Raw genomic sequence first — 24361 nt, 5'->3', positions numbered from 1 at the left:
CCTGGGCGCGGCCGGACAGGCTCCGGCGCCCGGCGTTCCGGGAGGGCTCACGACATGACCAAGTTTGTCTTCGTCACCGGCGGTGTGGTGTCCTCGCTGGGCAAGGGCATTGCGTCAGCGTCGCTGGCCGCGATCCTCGAATCGCGTGGCCTCAAGGTCACCCTGATCAAGCTGGACCCGTACCTCAACGTGGACCCGGGCACGATGTCGCCCTTCCAGCACGGCGAGGTCTTCGTCACCGAAGACGGCGCCGAGACCGATCTGGACCTGGGCCACTACGAGCGCTTCATCACCACGCGGATGAAGCGGACCAACAACTTCACCACCGGCCAGATTTACAAGTCGGTGCTGGAGAAGGAACGCCGCGGCGACTACCTGGGCAAGACCGTGCAGGTCATCCCGCACGTCACCAACGAGATCCAGGACTTCGTGCGCCGCGGCGCGCAGGACGTGGACGTGGCCATCGTCGAGGTCGGCGGCACGGTCGGCGACATCGAATCCCTGCCCTTCCTCGAAGCGGCTCGGCAGATGAGCCTGAAGCTCGGTCCCAACCAGACCGCCTTCGTCCACCTGACCTACGTGCCCTGGATCGCCGCGGCCGGCGAGCTCAAGACCAAGCCGACCCAGCACACCGTGCAGAAGCTGCGCGAGATCGGCGTGCAGCCCGATGCGCTGCTGTGCCGCGCCGACCGTCGCGTGCCCGACGAGGAACGCAGCAAGATCTCGATGTTCACCAACGTCCACGAGTGGGGCGTGATCAGCATGTGGGACGTGGACACGATCTACAAGGTCCCGCGCATGCTGCATGAGCAGGGCCTGGACGGCCTGATCTGCGACAAGCTGCGCCTGGCCACGCCGCCGGCCAGCCTGAAGCGCTGGGACGACCTGGTGCATGCGGTCGAGCATCCCGAGCATGCGGTCACCATCGCGATGGTCGGCAAATACACCGACCTCTCGGACAGCTACAAGTCGCTGAACGAGGCGCTGCGCCATGCCGGCATCCACAACCGCGCGCGGGTCAGGATCGAGTACCTCGACTCCGAGACCCTGACGGCCGAGAACGTCGACCAGCTCAGCCGCTTCGACGCCATCCTGGTGCCCGGCGGCTTCGGCCGGCGCGGCATCGAGGGCAAGATCCTCGCGGCCCGCCACGCCCGCGAGCAAGGCATCCCCTACCTGGGCATCTGCCTGGGCATGCAGGTGGCCACGATCGAGTACGCACGCCACAAGGCCGGCCTGGCCGGGGCGAACTCCACCGAGTTCGAGCCGGACACGCCGCATCCGGTGATCGCCCTGATCGACGAGTGGCAGGACGCCGACGGCTCGATCCAGAAGCGCGATGCCTCGTCTGACCTCGGCGGCACGATGCGCCTGGGCGCGCAGAGCTCGGACGTGAAGCCCGGCACCCTGGCCCATGGCATCTACGGCCCGGTCGTGACCGAGCGTCACCGCCACCGCTACGAGGCCAACGAGAAGTACCTGCAGCGCCTGCAGGATGCCGGCCTGGTGATCAGCGCGATCACCCAGCGCGAGAAGCTGACCGAGATGATCGAACTGCCGACCAGCGTCCACCCCTGGTTCGTCGGCGTGCAGTTCCACCCCGAGTTCAAGTCCACACCCTGGGACGGCCACCCGCTGTTCATCCACTACGTGCAGGCGGCGCTGCAGCATCAGCGCGCCGCCCGGACCGAGGCGACGGCCTGACCGGCCGCGGCCTTTCCCGCCCGCTTTCCCTCCTCCCCACCTTCAACGCGACCCGAACATGAGTGCCATCGTCGACATCGTCGGAAGAGAAATCCTCGACAGCCGCGGCAACCCCACCGTCGAATGCGACGTGCTGCTGGAAAGCGGCACGCTCGGCCGCGCGGCCGTGCCCTCGGGCGCGTCCACCGGATCGCGCGAGGCCATCGAGCTGCGTGACGGCGAAGCCGGCCGCTACCTGGGCAAGGGCGTGCGCCGCGCGGTCGAGCACATCAACACCGAGATCAGCGAGGCCGTGCTGGGCCTGGATGCCTCCGAGCAGGCCTTCCTCGACCGCACCCTGATCGAGCTGGACGGCACCGAGAACAAGGGCCGCCTGGGCGCCAACGCGATGCTGGCCGTGTCCATGGCCGTGGCCCGCGCCGCCGCCGAGGAAGCCGGCCTGCCGCTCTACCGCTACTTCGGCGGCATGGGCGCGGTGCAGCTGCCGGTGCCGATGATGAACGTCATCAACGGCGGGGCGCACGCGAACAACAACCTCGACCTGCAGGAATTCATGATCCTGCCGGTCGGCGCGCCGAGCTTCCGCGAATCGGTGCGCTGGGGCGCCGAGGTCTTCCACGCGCTGAAGAAGATCATCCACGCCAAGGGCATGAGCACCGCGGTCGGCGACGAAGGCGGCTTCGCGCCCAGCGTGGCCAGCCACGAGGCGGCGATCCAGCTGATCCTGGAAGCCATCGACAAGGCCGGCTACACCCCCGGCACGCAGATCGCGCTGGGCCTGGACTGCGCGGCCAGCGAGTTCTACAAGGACGGCCTCTACCACCTGCATGGCGAAGGCCTGCAGCTGAGCGCGACCGGCTGGACCGACATGCTGGCCAGCTGGTGCGACAAGTACCCGATCGTCTCGATCGAGGACGGCATGCACGAAGGCGACTGGGACGGCTGGGCCCACCTGACCGGCGTGCTCGGCAAGAAGGTGCAGCTGGTGGGTGACGACCTCTTCGTGACCAACACCAAGATCCTGAAGGAAGGCATCGACAAGGGCATCGCCAACTCGATCCTGATCAAGATCAACCAGATCGGCACCCTGTCGGAAACCTTCGCCGCCATCGAGATGGCCAAGCGCGCGGGCTACACCGCCGTGATCTCGCACCGCTCGGGCGAGACCGAGGACAGCACCATTGCCGACATCGCGGTCGGCACCAATGCCGGCCAGATCAAGACCGGCTCGATGAGCCGCAGCGACCGCATCGCCAAGTACAACCAGCTGCTGCGCATCGAAGAGGACCTGGGCGACGTCGCCGTCTACCCGGGCCGCGCGGCCTTCTACAACCTGAAGTAAGCCGGGCCCGTCCCGACCCCGCTTCAGGCGCTGTCGACCGAAAGGCCTGCGATGCGCTGGCTCAACGGCCTGCTGGCCGGGCTGCTCCTGCTGGTGCAGGCGCAGCTCTGGCTGGGCGACAGCGGCCTGGCCCAGCTCGCCCGGCTCCAGGGCGAGCTGGCCGGCAAGCAGGCCCGCAATGAGCAGGCCCGCGAACAGAACGCACGCCTGCTCGCGGAAGTCCGCGACCTGCGCGAAGGGCTGGAACTGCTCGAGGAGCGGGCCCGCGTCGAGCTTGGCATGGTCCAGGCCGACGAGATCGTCGTGCAGTTCGGCCCGCGTCGCTGAGCCCGTCGCGGCGGCGCCCGGGGCGCGACCCACAGATTCCCCCTCTTCTCGCGCCCCTCCGGCGCCGCCCCCGCGATGAGCGAGCTGGCCCCCCTTCCGGCCCTGCTGGCCGCGCCGATCGACTGGCTGCGCGCCGAGACGCTGCACGGCCTGAGCAGTCGCGCCGAGCTGATCGGGGCCCTGCTCGGCCTGGCCATGGTGGTCTGCAACATCCGCGTGCATGCGGCGGCCTGGCCGCTGGCCATCCTCAGCTCGGCGCTCTACGGCCTGGTCTTCTGGAACGACCGGCTCTACGGCAGCGCCGCGCTGCAGCTGCTCTTCATCGTGGTAGCCGGCCTGGGCTGGTGGCAGTGGCTGCACGGCCGCGAAACCGACGGCCAGGCCCTGCGCGTGCGCTGGCTGACGCTGCGCCAGCGTCTGGCCGCCCTGCTGGCCCTGGCCCTGCTGTGGCCGCTGCTGGCCCTGGGCCTGCACCACGGCACCGACAGCGGCGCCGCCTGGCTGGACGCCTTCGTCACCGCAGGCAGCGTGGTCGCGCAGGTCCTGCTGGTGCGCAAGCGGGTCGAGCACTGGTGGGGCTGGGTCGCGGTGAATGCCGTGGCCATCGGCCTCTTCCTGCAGCAGGGCCTGCTGCTGAGCGCGGGGCTCTACGGCCTCTTCCTGGGCATGGCCCTGCTGGGCCTGCGGGCCTGGGCACGCCAGGCCGGCGCGCGGGCCTGAGGCCGCGGACGGAGCCCCCGCCATGCCCGGCCTGGTGATCGCGCTGCTCGGCGCGGAGAGCAGCGGCAAGTCCACCCTGGCGCATGCGCTGGCGCTGACGCTACGCGGCGAGGGCCACGATGCGGTCGTCGTCAGCGAATGGCTGCGCGACTTCTGCGCCGCCGCCGGCCGCACGCCGCGCCGGGACGAACAGGCCGGCATCGCGGCCGAGCAGCAGCGCCGCATCGAGGCCGCCGCCGCCCGCCATGCCCTGGTGCTGGCCGACACCACCGGCCTGCAGACCGCCGTGTACAGCGAGATCGTCTTCGGCGACCGCAGCCTCTACCCCGCCGCCGGCGCCAGCCACCGCGCGACCGTGGCCCGCACCCTGCTGACCGGCCTGGACCTGCCCTGGCAGGCCGACGGCCTGCAGCGCGATGGCCCGCAGGTGCGTGCGCCGGTCGATCGCCTGCTGCGCGCGCAGCTGCAGGCCCTGGGCCTGGACCACCGCGTGATCTACGGCCTCGACGAAGCCCGCACCGCCGCCGCCCGGGCCGCGCTCGACGGCCTGCCCGGCCTGACCCCCGCCGCCGCACCGGCCTGGCGCAGCGCCGACGAGGGCGCGCCCTTCAGCCGCTGGCGCGCGCGCTGCCTGGAATGCCTGGACCCGGCCTGCGAAAGGCTGGACCATGCGCGCCGTGACGCGCCGCCGAGCGGCTGAGTCGCCCGGCCTGGCCTGACCCGGCCGGGTCCGCCACGCCAGCCCGGCCCTGCCCGCCACCCTGCGGCGCGTCCGAACCCTTCCTGCCGTCTTCCTGCTGTCTTCCCGCGCCCTGCCGGCGCCCTCCCCCGCGACCGCCCGGCGGCCGCAGCCTGAACGATGTCCGACCCCGTCCTTCCGCCCGATCCTGCCGGCCCGCCGGCCGAGCCCGTGTCCGCCCCCTCGCCCGCCGGCCGGCCGATCCGCAGCTTCGTGCTGCGCGCCGGCCGCATGGGCAGCGGCCAGATCCGTGCGCTGGCCGAGCTGGCGCCGCGCTACCGCCTGCCCTTCCAGGCCACGCCGCCCGACTGGGAGGCCGTCTTCGGCCGCGCCGCACCGCGCGTGCTGGAGATCGGCTTCGGCATGGGTGCGGCCACGGCCGCCATCGCCGCGGCGCGGCCCGACACCGATTTCATCGGCTGCGAGGTGCACGAACCCGGCGTCGGCGCGCTGCTGCAGGCCATCGAAGCCGGCGGCCTGCGCAATCTGCGCATCGTCCAGCACGATGCGGTGGAGGTGCTCGCCACGATGATCCCGCCGGCCAGCCTGGCCGGCGTGCACATCTTCTTCCCCGATCCCTGGCACAAGAAGCGGCACAACAAGCGCCGCCTGGTGCAGCCCCCCTTCATCGCCGACCTGGTGACGCGCCTGGCCCCGGGCGGCCTGCTGCACTGCGCGACCGACTGGCAGCCCTATGCCGAGCAGATGCTGGAGGTGCTGTCGGCCGAGCCCGCGCTGCAGAACACCGCGCCGGCCACCGGCTATGCGGAGCGGCCCGACTACCGGCCGCTGACCAAGTTCGAGCAGCGCGGCCTGCGCCTGGGCCACGGGGTGTGGGACCTGCTGTTCATGCGGCGCTGAGGCCGCGCCGGGCTCAGGCCGACCAGTCGACCCAGCCGGTCGAGGCCGTCAGCAGCACCAGCAGGCCGAAGACGATGCGATACCAGGCGAAGACCGTGAAGTCGTGGGTCGACACATAGCGGATCAGCCAGCGGATGCAGATCAGCGCGCTGAGGAAGGCGAAGACGCTGCCGATCAGGAAGACCGGCAGATCGCCCCAGCTCAGCAGCTCGCGCTGCTTCCACAGCGCATAGGCGCCCGCACCGATCAGGGTGGGGATGCCGAGGTAGAAGCTGAACTCGGTCGCCGCCTTGCGCGAGAAGCCCAGCACCATGCCGCCGATGATGGTCGAACCCGAGCGGCTGGTGCCGGGGATCAGGGCCAGGCACTGGATCAGGCCGACCTTCAGCGCATCGAGCGCGTTCATGTCGTCCACCGACTCGATGCGTGCGCGGCGCTCGCCGGCCGAATCCATCGCACCGAAGCGGCGGCGGTGCCGGCCTTCCACCCACAGGATGATCAGGCCGCCGACGATGAAGGCCAGCGCGACCGGCACGGGGTGGAAGAGATGGGCCTTCACGGCCTTACCGAAGGCCAGGCCCAGCACGACGGCCGGGATGAAGGCGATCACCACATTGCGCGCGAAGCGCCAGGCCCAGGGCTCGCGGGCCGGCAGGCCCGAGAGCGTGGCGCCCAGGCGGCTGCGGTACTCCCAGATCACGGCCAGCATGGCGCCGGTCTGGATGGCGACCTCGAAGACCTTGGCGATCTCGCCGGTGAAGCCGATCAGCGATCCGGCCAGGATCAGGTGCCCGGTGCTGGAAATCGGCAGGAACTCGGTCAGCCCCTCGACGACGCCCATCGCGGCCGCCTGCAACCACAAAACGCTCAGCTCCAACTCGACTCCCCGGTGGCCCAAAGCGGGCGATGGTAGCGGCGGCCCGTGACCCCCGGCCGCCCGGACCGGCCCCCGTGGCGGTCCCGACCCGGGGGGTCAGCAAGCTGCAGGCCAGGCGGCTCAGTCCGGATCGGATGCCGCGGCGCGGGCCAGCGCGGCGGCCAGGGCCTCGTGCAACTGCCGGCGCAGGGCGACGGGACCCAGCACCTCGACCTCGGCGCCGTGGCGCATCAGGTCCATCAGCAGCTCGGTGGGCTCGGTGTAGGGCAGGCTCAGCAGGTAGCGGCCATCGGGCAGCAGGCGGCCCTGCTGCTGGGGATGCCACTGCTCGTGCGCCACCCAGCGTGCGGCGCGGGCCGAAAAGCGCAGCTTGGCCGTCTGCAGCTTGCCGCCGACGAAGGCGCCGTAGCCACCGTCGAGCTCGGCTTCCAGCGTCTTGAGCGGGATGTCCTTGGCGCGCTGCTCCAGCGGCTCGACGGACTCGATCGCATCGACGGCGAAGCGGCGCAGCGCCTCCTTGGCGTGGCACCAGGCATCCAGGTACCAGGCATGGCGGTGGTGCACCAGACGCTGCGGCGAGACGATGCGCTCGCCATGCTCGCCGCGCGCCCGGCTGTGGTGCTGCAGCTTCAGCCGGCGGCGGCGGATGAGCGCGCTGCCGATGTGCTCGAAGTGCTGGCTGTCGACCGGCCGGCGCGCGGCTGCCAGCACCTTCACGCGCTTGAGCGCCTCGCGGGTCTCGCCGGCATCGGCGCCGAGCATGCCGTCCAGGCGGTCGAGCAGCGGCTGCAGGTGGCGGGCCAGCACGCCGCCCTCGTCCAGGCCGCGGATCAGCTGGTGCATGTTCAGCAGGGCGTGGATCTCGGGCTCGCTGAACCAGACCCCCGGCAGGGCATGGCGCGGTGCCGTGCCGGCCCGGCCGGCGGCGGCCTCGGCCGAGGGCTCGTCGCCGAAGCGGTAGCCGCCGCGCTCGCGGTCGTAGACGATGGGCGCACCCATGCGGTCGCGCAGATAGAGCAGGTCGCGGTTCAGCGTGGCGCGGGAAACCTCCAGCGCCGCCTGCAGTGCATCAAAGGGCACGCAGCCGCGGCTGCGGATCAGGGTTTCGATCCGGTAGAAACGTTCGGTGCGGTCCATCGACTCTCCGGCAGGCGGTTCAGGAACAGGCCGAGTGTGCCAAAAACCTGCCGGGACAGGCTCATGCCCTGAGCCTTCGCCCCGGCAGACTGCGCAGCCATGCCGGGCATGGGGCCTGGCCGAGGAGCGCACCATGTCCGCCCAAGTCCTGCTGGCTTTCGACGAACACCCGGCCGATGCCGCCACTGGCTTCGCCCTCGGCTGGGATCATGCCTGCCACGGCCAGCTGCCGCCGGCCGCCCTGATGCAGGCCGGCAATCCGCTCTGGCAGGGCTACCAGGCCGCGCAGCGTGCCGGCCGGGCGGGGAGCCGCGCCAATCCTCCCGGCCTCGGCCCCTGGCTGGCGCTGCGCCGCCGGGCCTGGCTCGACGGCTGCGGCTTCGAGGTCCTGGAACTGAACCCGCGCCATCTGGCCCGTCTGGCGCGCAGCCACTGCCCCGTCAGCCGCGAGCCGCTGGATCCGGCCCGCCTGGCCGAGGACCTGGTGCGGCTGCGGCCCGATTGCGCCTGGGCCGCCGGCCACCTGGCCGTGCTGGCGCCGCGGGTGCGGGCGGCCCTGGGCCGGCGCGATGCCGCCGCCGTGCAGGTCCTGCTGCAGCGCCTGCAGGCCGAGGATCGGCCCGAAGCCGAAGGTCTGACGCGGGCCGAATGGCAGCGCCTGGCGGCCCTGCTGGACATGGTGCGGCCGCTGCCGCATGCCGAGGCCCTGGCCCGGCCGCTGGGCGTGCTGCCGCCACCACGCCTGCGGCTGCTGAACCCGGCCCAGGGCCTGCAGGCCCTGATCGCCTGGCAGTACCTGCGACCCGGCTTCAGCGCACGGATCGCGCAGATCGAAGCGGCACTGCCCACGCCGGCCCTGCGGGCGCGGCTGCGCCGCCTGCATTTCGCCCTGTTGCCGCGGGTGCTGGAAGCCGCACCGCAGGCCGATCCGCAGGCCAGCCGCCATGCGGTGGAGGACGCCTGGCGCGACACACGCGTGCAACAGGCCTGGCAGGCCTTCGGCGAGGCCCTGGGTGAGGCGGGCTGCAGCGCGCTGCTGGAGCGGCTGGCCCGAGGGGCCTCGCTGGACGGCCTGTCGCTGCAAACCCGGCCGCTGGCCCATGCCACCGAGGGCTGGGCCCCGGCCCACTCGGTGATGCCGCAGCCCAGCCGGCTGCGGCGGCTGCCGGTGCCTCGGGCGGCCGGCCGCCCGACCGGACCCGCCGCGAGCCGCCACGCGCCGCATGCGGCCGGGCGACTGCACTGAGGCCCGGCCAGCGGCGCACCGGGCCGGCTCAGACCCGCTCGAAGACCATCGCGATGCCCTGGCCGCCACCGATGCACATGGTGGCCAGGCCGTAGCGGCCGCCGGTGCGCTGCAGCTCGTAGACCAGCTTGGTCGCGAGGATGGCGCCGGTCGCGCCGATCGGGTGGCCGAGCGAGATGCCCGAGCCGTTCGGGTTCAGGCGCTCGGGATCGAAGTCCAGCTGCTGGGCCACGGCCAGGGCCTGGGCCGCGAAGGCCTCGTTCGACTCGATGACCGCCAGGTCCTGCACCTTCAGGCCGGCACGGGCCAGGGCCATGCGGGTGGCCGGCACCGGGCCCAGGCCCATGGTCGCGGGTTCGACGCCGCCGTGACCGTAGGACACGACCCGGGCCAGCGGCTTCAGGCCCTGGGCCTTCACCGCCGCGCCGGTGGCCAGCACCAGCGCGGCCGCGCCGTCGTTGATGCCCGAGGCATTGCCGGCCGTCACGCTGCCGTCCTTCTTGAAGGCCGGACGCATCTTGGCCAGGGCCTCCAGCGTGGTGTCGGCACGCACGTGCTCGTCGGTGTCGAAGACCACGGTGCCCTTGCGGCCGACGATCTCGACCGGCGCAATCTGGCTCTTGAAGCGGCCTTCGGCGATCGCACGGGCGGCGCGGCGCTGGCTTTCGAGGGCGAGCGCGTCCTGCTGCTCGCGGCTGATGCCGCACTGGGCCGCGACGTTCTCGGCCGTCACGCCCATGTGGATGGTCTGGAAGGGGTCGTGCAGGGCGCCGACGACATAGTCCAGCGCCTGCACATCGCCCATGCGCGCGCCCCAGCGGGCCGAGGGCAGCACGTAGGCGCCCCGGCTCATGGACTCGGCCCCGGCGCCGACGGCCACTTCGGCATCGCCCAGGGCCAGACCCTGCACCGCGCAGACGATGGCCTGCAGGCCGGAGCCGCAGAGCCGGTTCACGTTGTAGGCGGTGACTTCCTTGGGCAGGCCGGCCTCGATCGCGGCGACGCGGCTGAGGTAGGCGTCGCGCGGCTCGCCGGGCACGACATGGCCCATGATGAGCTGGCCCACCGTCTCAGTGGCCACGCCGGCACGCTGCAAGGCCGCCGCGACCGCGTGGGTGGCCAGCTTGGCCAGGGGAAGGTCTTTCAGCGAACCGCCGAAGCCGCCGATCGGGGCACGCGCCGCGCCGACGACAAAGATCTCTGCTGCACTCATGGGGTCTCCTCGTTAGGGGCTGCGCCGGGCACGGACGCAGCCGCCCGCCGCGGTCCTCGCCACGGCGGAGCGAGGCGCATCGTGCGCGGCCGCGCTGAACCCGTGCTGACGCGCGCCCCCGGTCCAGCCCGGGGAGAAACCCGGAGCTCGCCGGGCGGCTGCCTCAGGCGCCCCCGAGGGGCTGGCAGCGGGCATCCAGCCAGTCGCGGGCGGCACCGTCCAGTCGCGGGCGCAGGCGCTCGCGCACGGTGGCGTGGTAGGCATCGAGCCAGGCGGCCTCGTCCGCGCGCAGCAGGCCGCGATCGATGCAGCGGGTGTCGATGGGGCAGAGGCTCAGGGTCTCGAAGGCCAGGAAGTCGCCCAGGTCCAGGCCTTCGTCCTCCGGCGGGCGCGGGCCTTCGGCGGGCACGTTCAGCACCAGGTTCTCGATGCGCACGCCCCAGCGGCCGGGGCGGTAGAGGCCGGGCTCGACCGAGGTGATCATGCCGGGCTCCATCGCCATCTCGGGCGTCGGCGTGGCTTTGCTGATGCTCTGCGGGCCCTCGTGCACGTTCAGGAAGTAGCCCACGCCATGGCCGGTGCCGTGGCCGAAGTCCAGGCGCTCGGCCCACAGCGGGGCGCGCGCGAGGGCATCGAGCATGGGGCTGGGCGTGCCGCGCGGGAAGACCGCGCGCGAGAGCGCGATCGTGCCCTTGAGCACCAGGGTGAAGTCGCGCTTCATGGCCGCGCTGGGCCTGCCGATCGGCCAGACGCGGGTGATGTCGGTGGTGCCGCCAAGGTACTGGCCGCCCGAGTCGATCAGCAGCAGGCCGTCGGCCACCACGCCCTGCGGGGTGGAGATCAGGGCATGAGCCTGCTCGGTCGCGCGGTAGTGCGGCATCGCGCCGTTGGCATTGAAGCCGGCGATCACCGGGAAGCTCAGGCCGCGGAAATCGGGCTGGCGCGCGCGCTCGGCCGACAGGCGGTCGGCGACCGTCAGCTCACTGATCGCCTCGCGGCCCAGGGCCTGCTCGAACCAGGCGTAGAAGGCGCACATGGCCAGGCCATCGCGGACCATGGCCTCGCGCACATGCTCGGCCTCGGCGGCGGTCTTGCGGCTCTTGGCCAGGGTGCTGGGGTTGATGGCCTCGACCCGCTTCAGGCCGGGCGGCAGGGCCTCGCGGAAGGCCAGGGTCACGCGCTTCGGATCCAGCCACAGCACGGCCTCGGGCGGCAGCGCGGCCAGGGCCTCGCGCAGCGCGCCGTAGGGCGCGAGCTGCACGCCGTCGACGGCCAGGCGGTGGGCCAGGGCGGCGTCGACCTTGCCCTCGCCGACGAAGAGCGTGAGGCCGCGCAGGTCGACCAGGGCATGGCCCAGGAAAACCGGGTTGTAGTCAACATCGCTGCCGCGCAGGTTCAGCAGCCAGGCCAGGTCGTCGAGGGTGGAGACGAGGTGGTGGGTGGCCCCGCGCGCAACCATCGCCTCGCGCAGCCGGGCCAGCTTGTCGGCCCGCGCGGTGGCGGCCTGCGGCGGCAGGTGCTCGACCACCGGCTCGGCCGGCAGCGGCGGGCGCTCGGGCCAGGCGCCGTCGAGCGGATCGCGCTCGGTCACCAGGCCCAGGCCGGCCTCGGTCAGCGCGCTGCGCAGGGCCTGGGCGGCTGCGAGGCCGAGCACCGCGCCGTCGACCCCGACCCGCCCGCCCCGCGGCGTGTGGCGGATGAGCCAGTCCACCGGCGCCTGGGCCATCGAGCCGCTCACCTTGACCAGCTCGATGCCGCTGCCGGCCAGCTCTTGTTCGGCCTGGGTCCAGTAGCGGCTGTCGGCACACAGCGCGGCGCGGCTGGCGGTGAGCACCAGGGTGCCCATGGAGCCGGTGAAGCCGCTGAACCATTCGCGGCCCTGCCAGTGGCCGGGCAGGTATTCGGACAGGTGGGGGTCGCTGGAGGGCAGCAGCACGCCGTCCAGACCCTGGGCGGCCATGGCCTCGCGCAGGCGGATCAGTCGTTCGCGGGCGGGGTGGGTGCGGGTGTCCATCGGCGGGATCGGTTCAGGCGGAGGGCTTCAGCATGGCACGGGCGACCGGGCCGCGCAGGCGTCGGGGCGAAGGCCGCAGCGGCCGCACTCAGGCCGGCAGCGGCCGCTGCGCGCCCAGGGCCAGCAGCTTCTTGCGGACCAGGTGGATGTGGCTGCGCAGGGCGTAGAGCTCGTCGGCATGCGAGAGCGGCACGCTGATCTGTGCGACGCGGCGTTCCAGGGCCTCCAGCTCGCCGAGCAGTTCGTCGGGCGGCTGGCCGGGGCTTTCGGGCTGCTCCAGCGCATCCTCGATCTGGCGCAGCTTGCCGTACCAGCGGAAGACGCGCGAGCGCACGCGCAGCTCGTAGAGCGGCGGCACCACCCGGCTGAGCGGAATGAGCACGACGATCAGCGAAGCCAGCAGCACCCACATGCGGTCGACCAGATTGGCCAGCCAGAAGGGCAGGTAGCGCTGCAGCAGGCTGGGGCCGGACTGGTAGAAGCGCTCGGCCTCCTTGCCCAGCGGGTATTCGGTGCTGCGCGCATTCGGGAAATCGCCACGGCGCTGGAACCAGCCGGCCTCGCCGTGGATGGCGCGCGCGGCCTGGACGAAGAGCTGCTGCAGCGCCGGATGGGCGCTTTCGTGGGCCACCAGCATGGCGGTGGGCGCGACGAGGTGGATGTCGCGCGGCGGCTGGTCGCGGGCCAGGTCGATCACGCCGCGCGGCAGCAGCACGGGCGTCAGCAGCGGCAGGCGGCGGGTGTAGGCCTCGGCCTGGCGAAAGTCGAAGAGCGCGATGCCGGGCGTCTGCAGCAGCATCTGCACCAGCGGCGATTCGGGCGCCGAGGTGAAGGCCACCGCATCGAGCCGACCCTCCAGCAGCTCGACGACCGCCGGCGTGGCCGAGAGCCGCGACAGCGTGAGCGCTTCGGGTGCGATGCCGTTCAGGTTCAGCAGGCTCAGCATCAGCTGGGTCACCCCGCTGCCGGGCGCACCGATGTTGACGCGCCAGCCCGCCAGACCGGCCAGGCTGCCCAGCCGCGGCCGCCCGCCGTCGCGGCGTGCGCTGGCCTCGCGGTAGAAGATCCAGACCGGTTCGTAGAACAGGCTGCCGAGGCTGAGCAGGGGCGAGGGCTCGCCGTCCTCCTCGGCCTGGCGCGGGCCGTCGGCCCCGCCCTGCACGAAGGCGAACTCGACCGGGCTGTCCATGTCGCGCAGCAGGGCCAGGTTCTCGGCCGAGCCCGCCGTCTCGCGCAGCACCACCTCGATGCCGTACTTGGCCAGCTGCTCCTTGTAGCGCTTGCCGAACTCGCCGTAGGCGCCCTGGGCCGGGCCGGTGGCCAGCACCACGCGCTTGGGCGGCGTCGGGTTCACCAGCCAGTAGGCGCCGACCAGCAGCACCAGGGCCAGCAGGGCCAGCGGGCCGGCGGTGATCAGCAGGTCACGGGCGGAAAGCAGGGTCTGGCGCAGGGCTTGGGGCATGGCGGTCGGCGCGACGGGGGGGCGCGGCGATTGTGCCGGCCGGCCCGGCGCGGCGGCGGGCTCAGCGCAGGCGGGCCGCCCGGCGCTCGTCGAGGCTGTAGAGCACCAGGCCCAGCCAGATGGCGGCGAAGCCAAGCTGCCGGTCGAGCCCGAAGGCCTCGCCGAACAGCAGCACGCCGATCGCGAGCTGGGTGCTCGGCACCAGATACTGCAGGAAGCCCAGCAGCGAGAAGGGGATGCGCCGCGCCCCGGCCGCGAACAGCAGCAGCGGGATGACGGTGATCGGCCCGGCCGCCATCACCAGGGCCTGGGTGCCGAGCGGCAGCTGCAGGAAATGCGTGGCCCCGGCCCCGGCCAGCCCGGCGAGCGCGAGCAGGGCCGGCGGCAGCAGCAGCAGGGTCTCCAGGGCCAGGCCCTCGACCGGGCCGAGGGTGGACGTCTTGCGCAGCAGGCCGTAGCCGGCGAAGCTGAAGGCCAGGCCCAGCGCGATCCAGGGCAGGCCGCCGCTGTGCAGCGCCAGCCACAGCACGCCGGCCGCCGCACAGGCAGTGGCGACCCACTGGCCGGGCCGCAGGCGCTCGTGCAGCAGCCAGGCGCCCAGCAACACATTGACCAGCGGGTTGATGAAGTAGCCCAGGCTGGCCTCGACCACCTGGCCACGGGCCACCGCCCACAGGTAGATCAGCCAGTTCAGCCCGATCAGCAGGGCGCTGGCCAGCGCGCGGCCGGCCACGCGCCGGTCGGCCAGGGCGGGGGCGATCCAGGCGAAGCGGCGCTGCACGCCGAGCAGGCCCAGCACGAAGGCCGCGGCCCACAGCACGCGGTGCGCCAGCAGTTCGAAGGCCGGCAGCGCGCCGACCGCCCGGAAATACAGCGGGAACAGGCCCCAGACCGCGTAGGCGCCCAGGGCCAGGCCGATGCCGCGACGGCGCTCGGCCGCGGCCTGGGCGGCGGGCGTATCGGGGCTCAAGCGCGCCGGATCAGCTCAGGCCGAGCAGGTCGACTTCGAACAACAGGGTCGCATTCGGCGGAATCACGCCCCCCGCGCCACGGGCGCCATAGCCCAGCGCGGCGGGGATCAGCAGGCGGCGGGTGCCGCCGATCTGCATGCCGGCCACGCCCTCGTCCCAGCCGCGGATGACCATGCCCGCGCCCAGGTTGAAGACGAAGGGCTGGCCGCGGTCCTTGCTGGAATCGAACTTGGCGCCCGCCTGGCCGTCCTGCCAGAGCCAGCCGGTGTAGTGCACGGTCACGCGCTGGCCCGCGCTCGCGGTGGCGCCGCTGCCGACGACGGTGTCTTCGTATTGCAGGCCGGACGGGGTGGTGTTCATGCGGGGCTCCAAAATCGGGGAAGGAAGCGGGCGGTTGCTGCAGGCCGGGGCCCAGAACGTCCGCCCGAAAGGCGGCGAGCATAGCCGGGCGCCGCCCCCTGTCGGACGGCCGTCACGCCGATGCGGCAGGCTGTGCACCCGGCGCAATGCCCTGGCGCCGCCCCGCCCTGCCCCGCATGCCCCGTCCCGACCTGTCCCTCTCGCCCATGTCCGCGCCTTTCGATCCGCAGCGACGCCATCTGCTGCACTGGCCGCTGGCGGCCAGCCTCGCCCCCCTGCTGCCGGGCTGCGCCAGCCCCGGCCTCCCGCCCGCCGTCGACAGCGTGCCGCGCTTTTCCACCGCACCGCGCCGCGCCGAGCTGCCCCCGGGCTGGGCGCCCTATGTGCTGTACCGCCACCGCGCGCAGACCCAGTACCGCCTGACCGAGCGCGACGGCCAGCGCGTGCTGCACGCCCGGGCCGAGCGTTCGGCCAGCGCGCTGCAATGCGCGCTGCAGGTCGATCCGCAGCAGCGGCCGCGGCTGCGCTGGCGCTGGCGCGCCGACGCGCTGGTCGGGGGCGGCGCACGCGGCGACCGCGACGACCGCGACGATGCGGTGGCCCGCGTCGGCGTCGGCTTCGACGGGCCAGAGGACGAGCTGACGCTGCGCGAGACCCTGATCCACGAGCAGGCCAAGCTCTTCGCCGGGCTGGACCTGCCCTTCCAGTCCCTGCTCTACACCTGGGACGACCACCTGCCGGTGGGCACCGTCTGGCGCGACAAGCGGCTCGGCGGCGTGCGCCATCTGGTGATCCAGAGCGGGCCGGCGCAGCTCGGCCAGTGGGTCGAGCACGAGCGCGACCTGGTGGCCGACCACCGCATGGTGTTCCCCGAGCATGCGGAGCGGCCGGTCGGGGCGGTGCTGTCGCTGGGCTGCTTCACCGACAGCGACGACCTCGGGCATGTGGTCGAGGCCTGGTACGGCGACCTCAGCCTGAGCGCCTGAGCCCCGCGGGCGGCCTGCGGGCCGCCCCTACACTGACCGCATGGACACTGGCACCAGCCTGGCCCTGATCGCGCTGCTGATCGCGGCCTGCGCCTTCTTCTCGATCAGCGAGATCGCGGTCGCCGCCTCGCGCCGCCTGCGCCTGCGCCAGCTGGCCGACGAGGGCGAGCCGCGCGCCGCCCGGGTGCTGGCCGTGCAGGACGCACCGGGCAGCTACTTCACCGTCGTGCAGATCGGCCTGAATGCGGTGGCCATCCTGGGCGGCATCGTCGGCGAAGGCGCGCTGAGCCCCGCGCTGACCGAGCTGCTGCGGCCCGTGGCGGGCAGCGAGGAGCGCGCGCAGACCTTCGGCTTCCTGCTCTCCTTCAGCCTGGTCACCGCGCTCTTCATCCTCTTCGCCGATCTCTTCCCCAAGCGCCTGGCGATGAGCCAGCCCGAGCGGGTGGCGGTGCATGTGGTGGGTCCCATGCTGGCCCTGGCGGCGCTGTTCAAGCCCCTGGTCTGGGGCTTCGACCGGGCCTCGGACGCGATCTTCCGCCTGCTCGGCCTGCCGCCGCAGCGCGACGAGATCGTCACCCATGCCGACATCCTGGCCATGACCGAGGCCGGGGCTGCGGCCGGCACGGTGGATGCCCAGGAGCAGCAGGTCATCGTCAACCTCTTCGAGCTGGACACCCGCACGGTCGAGAGCGTCATGACGCCGCGCGACCACATCGTCCACTTCCGGCTGGACGATCCGCCCGAGCTGATCCGCGCCCGCATCGCGGCCGAACCGCACTCCACCTACCTCGTCTGCGACGGCGGCATCGACAAGCCGGTCGGCTACGTCGATGCCAAGGACCTGCTGCTGCGCGAGCTGGCCGACCAGCCGATCGCCCTGGGCGACAAGGCGCACCTGCATCCGGTGCTGGTCATCCCCGACCGGCTGACGCTGCTGGAGGTGCTGGAGCAGTTCCGCAGCGCGCGCGAGGACTTCGCCGTCATCCTCAACGAGTACAGCCTGGTCGTCGGCATCATCACCCTGAACGATGTCATGAGCACGGTGATGGCCGGCCTCGTCACGCCGCTGGCCGAGGAGCAGATCTGCCGCCGCGAGGACGGCTCCTGGCTGATCGACGGCCTCACGCCCATCCCCGACGTGCTGCGCGCCCTCGAACTCGACGCGCTGCCGCAGCAGGGCAAGTACGACACCCTGGCCGGCTTCCTGATGGTCATGCTGCGCCGCATCCCGCGCCGCACCGACCGCATCGAAGCCGCCGGCCACCGCTTCGAGGTGCTGGACGTGGACGACTACAAGATCGACCAGGTCCTGGTCACCCGCCTGCCGGACGCGGCGGCGCGCTGAGGCGGGTGGCGCGCAGCAGGTCCGCATGCCGCGGATGGCGGCGCAGGTGGACGGCCACGTAGCTGCAGACCGGATCGACCCGCAGGCCTTCGGCCCGCGCATGGGCCAGCGCCGCCTCCACCAGCGCCGCCGCGATGCCGCGGCCCTGCAGTTCCGGCGGCACCACAGTGTGCGGCAGGACCAGCACGCCGTCGCGCCGGCGGTAGTCGCAGATCGACAGCAGGCCATCGACCTGCACCTCGAAGCGCGAGGCAGCCATGTTGTGGACGATGGGGGGCAGGGCGTGCGTCATGCAGGCATTGTGCGCAGGGCGCGACTCAGACCCAGCCCAGCACCCCCAGCAGGGCGCCGGCCGCGATCAGCAGCAGCAGATGCACCCGGGTGCGCCAGACCAGCAAGGCCACGGCCCCGGCCAGCAGCAGGCCGGGCGGCGAGTCCCAGGGCGCCAGCACGATGCCGGTGGCCAGCATCAGGCCCAGGGTGATCGGCGCCATGCCCGCCTTGAAGGCCCGCAGGGCCGGATGCTGGGCGTGGGTCTGGCCCAGGCGCAGCGCAGCCAGGGCCAGGGTGGTCGAGGGGATCAGGATGCCCACCAGCATGGCCAGCGCGCCGGGCAGGCCGGCCACCTGGTAGCCGAGCACCGGGATGAAAAGCAGATTGGGCCCGGGTGCTGCCTGGGCGATCGCGATGGCATGGCCGAACTGCGCGTCGTCCAGCCAGGCCTGCTGGTCGACCATCACGCGGTGCAGGTCGGGCGCGACGGTGATCGCCCCGCCGATGGCCAGCAGCGAAAGCAGCAGGGCCTGCCCGAACAAGCCGGCCAGCAGGGCCAGGTCGAGGCCCGGGCTCATGCCTTGCGCCCGGCCTGCAGCCGGCGGTGCGCCCACAGACAGGCCGGCAGGCCCAGGCCGGCCAGCACGGCCATCAGCGGCAGCTTGAGCCCCGCGATGGCCAGCAGCGTCGCCGCACCGAGACCGGCCACGCCGGCACGGCCCAGCGGGCTCGCGCGCAGCGGCCGGGCCAGCTTCAGGCAGGCGCCGACGATCAGCCCGGCGGCCACGATGCCCATGCCGCGCAGCGCATCCTGCAGCCAGGCGGCACCCGCCTGGTCGATCACCCAGGCGGTGGCCAGCAGCACGATCAGCAGGGGCAGGGCCAGCATGCCGGCCAGGGCCGCCAGGGCCCCCCGCACGCCGAACCAGCGCTGCCCGACGGCCAGGGAGAGGTTGCAGACATTCGGCCCCGGCAGCACCTGGGCGAAGGCCAGCATCTCCAGGAACTCGGCGGCGCTGAGCCAGCGGCGTCGCTCGCAGAGCTCGCGCTGGGCCACCGCCAGCACGCCGCCGAAGCCCTGCAGGGCCAGGCCGGTGAACACGAGGAAGAGCTGGGTGCAGGAACGCGGTGCGGCGGGCGGCGCGACCTCGGGCGGCAGGGAGGCGTCGGACATGGCGATGCGTCGGCAGGCCGGTCCGCTGCCGCAGCGGGACCGGAGATGGCGGGCCGGAAATGCACAACGGCCCCGTAGGGCCGTTGTGCGCAGTGCAGAAGCGGTGGGCGCCCTCAGGCGCCCGACGGCATCACAGCTTGCGGATGTTCGCGGCTTGCGGGCCCTTCTGGCCTTGCTTGACTTCAAACTCGACGCGCTCGTTTTCGGCCAGGCTCTTGAAGCCATTGCCCTGGATGTCACGGAAGTGGGCGAAGACATCGGGGCCGCCGCCGTCCTGGGCGATGAAGCCAAAGCCCTTGGCGTCGTTGAACCACTTCACGGTACCGGTTTGAACAGACATGAACATTCCTTCAGAGAAAACGCCCGGGCGACATGCCGGGGCGCATTCGCCAGCACGGGAGCTGGCGTCTGCAGGGACACGCAAGAAACGTCACGCAGGGGATCGAACCGGAACGATGTCGACTGGATTTCAGCCGCACCGGATGGAGCACAACCTCGACGGAACACGAACTTGAAGCATCACCACAAGCGCCGCAGTGTAGCGGGATGCAGGCGCAGTGCTCGCCTCATCGCGGCGCAGCCGGCGAAGCATCCGCTGCGGCGGCCCGAGGCAGGTGTTCGGCCGAGGTCACGCCCATCGACACATAGAGGCTGCTGAGCGCATCGATGCCGATCTCGGCCGGGCGGACCCAGCCCGCCGGCACATAGAGCAGCCCCCCGCCGACGGGCACCGGTGCGGTCGGCAGCAGCACGGCCAGATGCGGCCGGCCGGCAATCAGCACGGCCTCGGGCGCGGACAGCAGGCCCAGCACCGCCACGCCGGGCTGCTCGGCCCCGCCGAAGTGGCACCAGACCGGACTCATCGAAGCCATGCCCGATCCCTCGCGCTGCGCGAGCAGACCGACGAAGCGCTGGACCAGGCCGTAGACGTTGCGGACCAGCGGGATGCGCTGCATCAGGGCGTCGACGGCCCGCTGCAGGCCGCGCTGCAGACCCGCCTCGGTGAGCAGGCCCAGGCCCAGCAGGCCCAGCAGCACCAGGCTCACGCCGATCAGGTAGCCGAGCTTCTCCGACTCGCCCGCGCCGAAGCCCAGGCGGATCAGGCCCTGGCCGATCGCGCTCTGCGGCCCGACCCAGGCCACCAGCAGGCGCCAGGCCCACGCGAAGATGGCCACGGTCGCAGCCAGCGGCAGGGCGGCGATCAGGCCGGTCAGGAGCAGGCGCAGCAGGGTGCGGGGGGCGGTGTTCACGGTCGGGGGGCGCTGGGAAGACGGTCCGCGCGAGGACGGGCTCCCGGGACTCTAGCCGTCCTCCCCGGCGAGCCGGTCGCGAGATCGCGACAATCGGGCCATGCTCGACTTGCTTGCGGCCCTGGGCCGAACCTTCCTGCGCCTGATCGCCCTGCTGCTGGGCCTGGCCTTCGGCCTGGGCCTGCTGCTGATGGGCCTGTGCATCGCGCTGATCGTGATCGCCTGGAGCCTGCTGCACGGGCGCCGGCCGGACGTGCAGTGGACGGCGCATCGCCAGCGGGCGGGCGCGGCCTTCCGCCGCGGCTTCGGCCGGCCCGCGCAGACCGGCGAGGTCGTCGATGTGGAGCTTCGCGAGGTGCGCGACCCGAAGGACGGGCCGCGCCTGCCGCCGCGCTGAGCGCGGGCCTCCCGGCCCGCGCCCGGCGGGGGGATCGGTCAGGTCAGCATGTCCGACCAGATGTTGCGCGCCCAGCCCATCGCGTAGGCGGCTTCCAGCTCGCTGCGCGCGGCCGACACGCCACCCGAACCGGCGACCGTCTTGAAGGTCTTCTCGGCCGCTTCGTAGCGGTGCACGCTGGCCACGTGGATGACTTCCTTGTCGCCGACGAAGCTGTAGCAGGTGTTGGTCAGCATCGGCACCGGATTCACCTCGAGGCCCGCAAGCTCGGCCACCACGGCGGCCGCCGCAACCTTGGCATGGCTGTTGGCCATGTGGCCGCTCTTGGGCATCAGCGGGGCGATCTGGATCGAGTCGCCGAGCACGTGGATGTCCTTGGCCGCGGTCGATTCGAAGGTCTGGTAGTTGACGCTGCACCAGCGGCCGTTGCTGTTGGCCAGGCCGGTGTCCACCGCGATCCGGCCGGCGCGCATCGGCGGCAGCACGTTCAGCACATCGGCCTTCACGTCGTCCTGGACGTCGAACTTGACGGTGTTCGTCCTGGCGTCGACGGCCACGGCCTTGTGCTGGCCGCGGAACTCGACCATGCCGGGATAGAGCTCGCTCCAGGCCTTCTTGAACAGCGGGCCCTTGGAGGTCACGTCCTGGTTCGCGTCGAGGATCAGCACCTTGCTCCTGGGCTTGGCGCGCTTGAAATAGGCCGCGACCATGCTGGCCCGCTCGTAAGGGCCGGGTGGGCAGCGGTAGGGCGCCTCGGGCACGGTGATGGCGTAGGTGCCGCCGTCGGGCATGGCTTCGAGCTGCTTGCGCAAGGCCAGGGTCTCGGGACCGGCCTTCCAGGCCTGCAGGATGGTGCCGGCCTGCTGGGCGGCGGCCAGGCCCTCGACCTTGTCGAACTGCAGGTCGATGCCGGGCGAGAGGATCAGCTTGTCGTAGCGGATGCTGCCGCCCGAGGCCAGGCGCACGGTCTTGGCCTGGGCATCGATGCCGGCGGCGTAATCACGCACGACGGTCACACCATGGTTCTTGCCGAGGGCGCCGTAGCCGGTGGTCAGGTCGTCCAGGCCCTTCAGGCCGGACACGACGAGGTTGGAGATCGGGCAGCTGACGAAGGCTGCGTTCGGCTCGATCAGCACCACGTCCAGGCCCTGGTTGGACAGCAGGCGCACGTACTTGGCGGCCGTGGCGCCACCATAGCCGCCCCCGATGACGACCACGCGTGCGCTGGTCGGCACGCTGGCGCAGCCGCTGAGGCCGGGGATCAGGGCGGTGAGCAGGCCACCGGCTGCGGCCCCCTGGAGAAGACGACGACGTTGCATGGTCAGGACGCTCCGGCTCACTTGGGTTGCTGGGCGGCGAAGTAGCCGGCCAGTGCATCGATCTGGGCGTCGGTGTAGCCCTTGCTCAGCTGGTGCATGACGGTGGCGGGGCGCTTGCCGTCGCGGAAGGCCGTCAGCTGCTCGACGATGTAGCCCTTGCCGAGACCGGCGAGGTGGACCATCGATTCACCTGGCACGGCATGGCCGTCGGTGCCGTGGCAGTTGGCGCAGGTGGCCGCCAGGCTGCGCAGGTGCAGGCGCGCGGCCTCGGGCGACTGGGCCTGCGCAGCACCCAGGCCGGCGGCAGCCAGGGCGATGCCGGCCAGCAGCCTGCGCCCGGCGCAGGCAGAACGGAAGGGGGACATGGATGCTTCTCCTGCAGGATAAATCAGTGATCAGTGATATATCTTGGCATGCAGGCTCCGGCCGACCCAGCAGGGTTAATGCCGGTCCGCGCTGCAAGCAAGGGGTCAGCCGGTTGGCGCAGCCAGCCGCTGCCGCGGCCCCCGTCGGGCCGCGCGCCTCAGGGCTGGAGGACTTTGGCGATCTCGCCGAGATCGGCCGCCGCCAGCGTGCCGGCGGCCTGCCGCAGCCGCAGCTGGCCGAGCAGCAGGTCGTAGCGCGCGCGGGCCAGATTGGTCTGCGTGGTGTAGAGCTGGGTCTGCGCGTTCAGCACGTCGAGGTTGACGCGCACCCCGACCCGGTAGCCCACCTGCGTGGCCTCCAGGGCCAGGCGGCTGGAGGCCTCGGCCGCTTCCAGCGCACGCACCTGCGCTTCGCCGGACAGCACGGTGAAGTAGGCCTGGCGCGTGGTCTGCGCCAGCGTGCGGCGGGTGTTGTCGAGGTCCTGGCGAGCCCGCTCGGTCAGCGAGACGGTCTCGCGCACGCGCGCACCGACCCGGCCGCCGGTGAAGACCGGCCAGTTGAACTGCAGGCCCACGCTGGCCGTGGTGGTCGTGCCGACCCCGAAGGTGCCGGCCGAGGTGCCGGTGTTGCGCGACTTGCCGTAGCTGCCGACCAGATCGAGTGTGGGCTGCTCGCCGCTGCGGGCCAGGCGGGTGTCGAGCTCGGCCACCTCCAGCGCCAGGCGCGCACGGCGCACCGATGGCGCCGACTCGCTGCGCGCCGCCCACTGCTCCACTTCGCCGGGCGTCAGGGCCGGCAGCCGGGTCGGCTGCTGCAAGGGCCGCGGGCTCACACCGTCCCGGCCGACCAGCTGGTCCAGCGCGATCTGCGCGGTGCGCAGCGTGTTCTCGGCCGCCAGACGCTGGGCGATGGCCAGGTCGCGGCGGGACTGGGCCTCGCGGGTGTCGGTGATGGTCGCCGTGCCGACCTCGAAATTGCGCTGCGCCGAAGCCAGCTGCTCAGCAATGGCCGCCTCGTTCTGACGCGCCGTGTTCAGCGTGTCCTGGGCCGCCAGCACGGCGAAGTAGGCGTCCGAGAGCCGCAGGATCAGGTCCTGCTCGGCCTCTTCGAGCTGGGTCTGCGCCAGGCCGACATTGCGCTGGGCCTGCTCGATCTGCACGGTGCTGGCCGGATTGATCAGCGGCTGGGTCGCGCTCAGCTGGGCGCTTGGACGGGTGTTGTAGATGGTGGCGTCCCGGCCCGGCGCATCGGTCGCGCTGCGGTTGATCGAGGCGGACAGCGCGGCCGTCGGCCGACGCAGCGCGCTGGCCTGGTCGAAGCGGTGGCGGGCCGCCTCGGCGCTGGCGCGGGCGGCCTGCACGCGGGCGTCATAGGCCTGCGCGAGGCCGTGCAGCTCCGTCAGGCTCTGGGCCGGCGCGGCCGAGGCCAGGCCCAGCAGCAGCAGCCCGCCGATCCCGATCCGGCCGCAGGACAGGCGCAGGCGCGCACCGGGGATCGTGGGCTTCGGGATCGGCATCGGCTCGGGTCCTTGGGATCGGCAGGGGGCGCCGGCCGCGGGCTGCGGCAGGCGCTGGGTTCAGAAGCGGAAGGCCGAGGGTTCCGGGAAGCCCACCAGGCGCGGGGCGACGGTGTCGAAGATCTCCTCGCGGTCGTAGGCCTCCGGGCCGCGGCGGGTGACCAGCAGGGCCCGCATCACCGGCGCGTCGCCGACGACCGCCACCAGCCGGCCACCGACGCGCAGCGAGGCCAGCAGGGCATCGGGCAGCACCGCGACCGAGCCCGACAGCACGATGGCGTCGAAGCTCTCGCCCGGCACGCCCTGCGCGCCGTCGGCACAGCGCACTTCGGCATTCAGCACAGCCGCGCGCTGCAGGTTGGACCGGGCCAGGTCGGCCAGCGCAGGACGGATCTCGAGGCTGAGCACCGACTGCGCCTTGTGCGCCAGCAGGGCCGCCATGTGGCCCGAGCCGGCGCCGATCTCCAGCACCCGCTCGTGCTTGCCCAGGCCCAGGGCCTGCAGCAGCCGCGCCTCGACCTTGGGGGCCAGCATGGCCTGCCCTTCGGGCAGCGGCACCTCGAGGTCCATGAAGGCCAGGCTGCGGTGCTCGCGCGGCACGAAGTCCTCGCGCTTGACCACGGCCAGCAGGCCGAGCACCGAGCTGTCCAGCACATCCCAGGGCCGGATCTGCTGCTCGATCATGTTGAAGCGGGCGTGTTCGACGTTCATGGCGGGCAGGGGCAGACGAAATGAGGGCGGATTCTAGGAGCCGGCTCTTCG

Annotated in this window: 26 protein-coding genes; 10 read left to right on the top strand and 16 right to left on the bottom strand. The window is 72.4% G+C overall.

Annotated elements, in window-relative coordinates; translation table 11 throughout:
* Positions 1-54 precede the first annotated feature (54 nt).
* The 6 genes from H4F90_RS11010 to trmB all read left to right on the top strand — a co-directional run bounded on the left by H4F90_RS11010 (position 55) and on the right by trmB (position 5693).
* Positions 55-1704, top strand: a complete 1650-nt coding sequence (locus tag H4F90_RS11010; protein WP_182664461.1) for a CTP synthase — start codon at positions 55-57, stop codon at positions 1702-1704.
* A gap of 58 nt (positions 1705-1762) precedes the next feature.
* Positions 1763-3046 (top strand): phosphopyruvate hydratase, encoded by a 1284-nt coding sequence (eno, locus tag H4F90_RS11005; protein WP_182664459.1) that lies wholly within the window; start codon positions 1763-1765, stop codon positions 3044-3046.
* 51 nt (positions 3047-3097) lie between these two features.
* Positions 3098-3373 carry an FtsB family cell division protein gene (locus H4F90_RS11000; RefSeq protein ID WP_182664456.1) on the top strand — a complete coding sequence of 92 codons (276 nt, stop codon included), beginning with the start codon at positions 3098-3100 and terminating at the stop codon, positions 3371-3373.
* 75 nt (positions 3374-3448) lie between these two features.
* Positions 3449-4093, top strand: coding sequence for a nicotinamide riboside transporter PnuC (gene pnuC / locus H4F90_RS10995; RefSeq protein WP_182664454.1), 645 nt, complete (start codon positions 3449-3451; stop codon positions 4091-4093).
* Positions 4094-4115: 22 nt separating this feature from the next.
* Entirely contained in the window at positions 4116-4793 is a 678-nt protein-coding gene (locus H4F90_RS10990; protein ID WP_182664452.1) for an AAA family ATPase, read from the top strand.
* A gap of 159 nt (positions 4794-4952) precedes the next feature.
* Positions 4953-5693, top strand: coding sequence for a tRNA (guanosine(46)-N7)-methyltransferase TrmB (trmB, locus tag H4F90_RS10985; protein WP_182664450.1), 741 nt, complete (start codon positions 4953-4955; stop codon positions 5691-5693).
* A 13-nt stretch (positions 5694-5706) separates the two neighbouring features.
* Here the strand turns inward: trmB and H4F90_RS10980 are convergent, their stop codons facing one another.
* Both H4F90_RS10980 and H4F90_RS10975 read right to left on the bottom strand, forming a co-directional pair.
* Positions 5707-6570, bottom strand: a complete 864-nt coding sequence (locus H4F90_RS10980; RefSeq protein ID WP_182664448.1) for an undecaprenyl-diphosphate phosphatase — start codon at positions 6568-6570, stop codon at positions 5707-5709.
* Positions 6571-6690: 120 nt separating this feature from the next.
* Positions 6691-7707, bottom strand: a complete 1017-nt coding sequence (locus tag H4F90_RS10975) for a helix-turn-helix transcriptional regulator (RefSeq protein WP_182664446.1) — start codon at positions 7705-7707, stop codon at positions 6691-6693.
* A gap of 133 nt (positions 7708-7840) precedes the next feature.
* Here H4F90_RS10975 and H4F90_RS10970 point away from each other — a divergent pair, with 133 nt between their 5' ends.
* The gene (locus tag H4F90_RS10970; protein WP_182664444.1) at positions 7841-8953 is read left to right on the top strand and encodes a hypothetical protein; all 1113 of its coding nucleotides are present in this window, start codon (positions 7841-7843) and stop codon (positions 8951-8953) included.
* A gap of 28 nt (positions 8954-8981) precedes the next feature.
* Here H4F90_RS10970 and bktB read toward each other — a convergent pair whose 3' ends face one another.
* From bktB to H4F90_RS10945, 5 genes are all read right to left on the bottom strand, one after another.
* Positions 8982-10166 (bottom strand): beta-ketothiolase BktB, encoded by a 1185-nt coding sequence (gene bktB / locus H4F90_RS10965; RefSeq protein WP_182664442.1) that lies wholly within the window; start codon positions 10164-10166, stop codon positions 8982-8984.
* 163 nt (positions 10167-10329) lie between these two features.
* A complete protein-coding gene (locus tag H4F90_RS10960; protein WP_182664440.1) occupies positions 10330-12180 on the bottom strand; it encodes an aminopeptidase P family protein in 1851 nt (616 codons plus the stop codon).
* Between the two features lie 88 nt (positions 12181-12268).
* Entirely contained in the window at positions 12269-13642 is a 1374-nt protein-coding gene (locus tag H4F90_RS10955; protein ID WP_182664438.1) for a TAXI family TRAP transporter solute-binding subunit, read from the bottom strand.
* A 61-nt stretch (positions 13643-13703) separates the two neighbouring features.
* Entirely contained in the window at positions 13704-14612 is a 909-nt protein-coding gene (gene rarD / locus H4F90_RS10950; RefSeq protein ID WP_235972150.1) for an EamA family transporter RarD, read from the bottom strand.
* Positions 14613-14622: 10 nt separating this feature from the next.
* On the bottom strand, positions 14623-14973 hold the full coding sequence (locus H4F90_RS10945) for an FKBP-type peptidyl-prolyl cis-trans isomerase (RefSeq protein ID WP_182664436.1): 351 nt from the start codon (positions 14971-14973) through the stop codon (positions 14623-14625).
* Between the two features lie 176 nt (positions 14974-15149).
* Here H4F90_RS10945 and H4F90_RS10940 point away from each other — a divergent pair, with 176 nt between their 5' ends.
* Together H4F90_RS10940 and H4F90_RS10935 are read left to right on the top strand one after the other, a co-directional pair.
* Positions 15150-15959: a DUF3047 domain-containing protein gene (locus tag H4F90_RS10940; protein WP_182664433.1), complete on the top strand. Its 810-nt coding sequence runs from the start codon at positions 15150-15152 to the stop codon at positions 15957-15959.
* A 40-nt stretch (positions 15960-15999) separates the two neighbouring features.
* Positions 16000-17304 (top strand): hemolysin family protein, encoded by a 1305-nt coding sequence (locus tag H4F90_RS10935; RefSeq protein ID WP_182664431.1) that lies wholly within the window; start codon positions 16000-16002, stop codon positions 17302-17304.
* Here H4F90_RS10935 and H4F90_RS10930 read toward each other — a convergent pair.
* The 5 genes from H4F90_RS10930 to H4F90_RS10910 form a co-directional block, all read right to left on the bottom strand.
* Entirely contained in the window at positions 17273-17596 is a 324-nt protein-coding gene (locus H4F90_RS10930; RefSeq protein WP_182664429.1) for a GNAT family N-acetyltransferase, read from the bottom strand. The genes H4F90_RS10935 and H4F90_RS10930 overlap by 32 nt on opposite strands.
* A gap of 25 nt (positions 17597-17621) precedes the next feature.
* A complete protein-coding gene (locus tag H4F90_RS10925; protein WP_182664428.1) occupies positions 17622-18155 on the bottom strand; it encodes a chromate transporter in 534 nt (177 codons plus the stop codon).
* Positions 18152-18751: a chromate transporter gene (locus H4F90_RS10920; protein WP_182664426.1), complete on the bottom strand. Its 600-nt coding sequence runs from the start codon at positions 18749-18751 to the stop codon at positions 18152-18154. Before H4F90_RS10920 ends, H4F90_RS10925 begins: the two co-directional genes overlap by 4 nt.
* 130 nt (positions 18752-18881) lie before the next feature.
* Positions 18882-19091 (bottom strand): cold-shock protein, encoded by a 210-nt coding sequence (locus tag H4F90_RS10915; protein WP_182664424.1) that lies wholly within the window; start codon positions 19089-19091, stop codon positions 18882-18884.
* A gap of 226 nt (positions 19092-19317) precedes the next feature.
* Positions 19318-20001: a DUF502 domain-containing protein gene (locus H4F90_RS10910; RefSeq protein WP_182664422.1), complete on the bottom strand. Its 684-nt coding sequence runs from the start codon at positions 19999-20001 to the stop codon at positions 19318-19320.
* 100 nt (positions 20002-20101) lie between these two features.
* Here H4F90_RS10910 and H4F90_RS10905 point away from each other — a divergent pair, with 100 nt between their 5' ends.
* Positions 20102-20398 (top strand): hypothetical protein, encoded by a 297-nt coding sequence (locus H4F90_RS10905; protein WP_182664420.1) that lies wholly within the window; start codon positions 20102-20104, stop codon positions 20396-20398.
* Between the two features lie 38 nt (positions 20399-20436).
* On the opposite strand, the gene H4F90_RS10900 is transcribed toward H4F90_RS10905, so the two are convergent.
* The 4 genes from H4F90_RS10900 to H4F90_RS10885 all read right to left on the bottom strand — a co-directional run bounded on the left by H4F90_RS10900 (position 20437) and on the right by H4F90_RS10885 (position 24310).
* Complete coding sequence (locus H4F90_RS10900) at positions 20437-21717, bottom strand: NAD(P)/FAD-dependent oxidoreductase (protein ID WP_182664418.1); 1281 nt, start codon at positions 21715-21717, stop codon at positions 20437-20439.
* Between the two features lie 17 nt (positions 21718-21734).
* The gene (locus tag H4F90_RS10895; RefSeq protein WP_182664417.1) at positions 21735-22082 is read right to left on the bottom strand and encodes a c-type cytochrome; all 348 of its coding nucleotides are present in this window, start codon (positions 22080-22082) and stop codon (positions 21735-21737) included.
* A gap of 158 nt (positions 22083-22240) precedes the next feature.
* A complete protein-coding gene (locus H4F90_RS10890) occupies positions 22241-23599 on the bottom strand; it encodes a TolC family outer membrane protein (RefSeq protein WP_182664415.1) in 1359 nt (452 codons plus the stop codon).
* Between the two features lie 60 nt (positions 23600-23659).
* The gene (locus H4F90_RS10885) at positions 23660-24310 is read right to left on the bottom strand and encodes a protein-L-isoaspartate O-methyltransferase family protein (protein ID WP_182664413.1); all 651 of its coding nucleotides are present in this window, start codon (positions 24308-24310) and stop codon (positions 23660-23662) included.
* Positions 24311-24361: the final 51 nt, after the last annotated feature.

This window comes from Aquariibacter albus, assembly GCF_014145335.1.
Classification (GTDB): Bacteria; Pseudomonadota; Gammaproteobacteria; order Burkholderiales; family Burkholderiaceae_C; genus Aquariibacter; species Aquariibacter albus.
The sequence above is the reverse complement of the archived record's forward strand: the minus strand, read 5'-3'. Positions and strand labels throughout refer to the sequence as shown.

Excerpts from the sequence above, each read along its gene's own strand:
- H4F90_RS11010 (WP_182664461.1), top strand. The coding sequence starts at position 55 with ATGACCAAGTTTGTCTTCGTCACCGGCGGTGTGGTGTCCTCGCTGGGC.
- eno (WP_182664459.1), top strand. The coding sequence starts at position 1,763 with ATGAGTGCCATCGTCGACATCGTCGGAAGAGAAATCCTCGACAGCCGC.
- H4F90_RS11000 (WP_182664456.1), top strand. The coding sequence starts at position 3,098 with ATGCGCTGGCTCAACGGCCTGCTGGCCGGGCTGCTCCTGCTGGTGCAG.
- pnuC (WP_182664454.1), top strand. The coding sequence starts at position 3,449 with ATGAGCGAGCTGGCCCCCCTTCCGGCCCTGCTGGCCGCGCCGATCGAC.
- H4F90_RS10990 (WP_182664452.1), top strand. The coding sequence starts at position 4,116 with ATGCCCGGCCTGGTGATCGCGCTGCTCGGCGCGGAGAGCAGCGGCAAG.
- trmB (WP_182664450.1), top strand. The coding sequence starts at position 4,953 with ATGTCCGACCCCGTCCTTCCGCCCGATCCTGCCGGCCCGCCGGCCGAG.
- H4F90_RS10975 (WP_182664446.1), bottom strand. The coding sequence starts at position 7,707 with ATGGACCGCACCGAACGTTTCTACCGGATCGAAACCCTGATCCGCAGC.
- H4F90_RS10970 (WP_182664444.1), top strand. The coding sequence starts at position 7,841 with ATGTCCGCCCAAGTCCTGCTGGCTTTCGACGAACACCCGGCCGATGCC.
- bktB (WP_182664442.1), bottom strand. The coding sequence starts at position 10,166 with ATGAGTGCAGCAGAGATCTTTGTCGTCGGCGCGGCGCGTGCCCCGATC.
- H4F90_RS10960 (WP_182664440.1), bottom strand. The coding sequence starts at position 12,180 with ATGGACACCCGCACCCACCCCGCCCGCGAACGACTGATCCGCCTGCGC.
- H4F90_RS10955 (WP_182664438.1), bottom strand. The coding sequence starts at position 13,642 with ATGCCCCAAGCCCTGCGCCAGACCCTGCTTTCCGCCCGTGACCTGCTG.
- H4F90_RS10945 (WP_182664436.1), bottom strand. The coding sequence starts at position 14,973 with ATGAACACCACCCCGTCCGGCCTGCAATACGAAGACACCGTCGTCGGC.
- H4F90_RS10940 (WP_182664433.1), top strand. The coding sequence starts at position 15,150 with ATGCCCCGTCCCGACCTGTCCCTCTCGCCCATGTCCGCGCCTTTCGAT.
- H4F90_RS10935 (WP_182664431.1), top strand. The coding sequence starts at position 16,000 with ATGGACACTGGCACCAGCCTGGCCCTGATCGCGCTGCTGATCGCGGCC.
- H4F90_RS10930 (WP_182664429.1), bottom strand. The coding sequence starts at position 17,596 with ATGACGCACGCCCTGCCCCCCATCGTCCACAACATGGCTGCCTCGCGC.
- H4F90_RS10925 (WP_182664428.1), bottom strand. The coding sequence starts at position 18,155 with ATGAGCCCGGGCCTCGACCTGGCCCTGCTGGCCGGCTTGTTCGGGCAG.
- H4F90_RS10920 (WP_182664426.1), bottom strand. The coding sequence starts at position 18,751 with ATGTCCGACGCCTCCCTGCCGCCCGAGGTCGCGCCGCCCGCCGCACCG.
- H4F90_RS10915 (WP_182664424.1), bottom strand. The coding sequence starts at position 19,091 with ATGTCTGTTCAAACCGGTACCGTGAAGTGGTTCAACGACGCCAAGGGC.
- H4F90_RS10905 (WP_182664420.1), top strand. The coding sequence starts at position 20,102 with ATGCTCGACTTGCTTGCGGCCCTGGGCCGAACCTTCCTGCGCCTGATC.
- H4F90_RS10900 (WP_182664418.1), bottom strand. The coding sequence starts at position 21,717 with ATGCAACGTCGTCGTCTTCTCCAGGGGGCCGCAGCCGGTGGCCTGCTC.
- H4F90_RS10895 (WP_182664417.1), bottom strand. The coding sequence starts at position 22,082 with ATGTCCCCCTTCCGTTCTGCCTGCGCCGGGCGCAGGCTGCTGGCCGGC.
- H4F90_RS10890 (WP_182664415.1), bottom strand. The coding sequence starts at position 23,599 with ATGCCGATCCCGAAGCCCACGATCCCCGGTGCGCGCCTGCGCCTGTCC.
- H4F90_RS10885 (WP_182664413.1), bottom strand. The coding sequence starts at position 24,310 with ATGAACGTCGAACACGCCCGCTTCAACATGATCGAGCAGCAGATCCGG.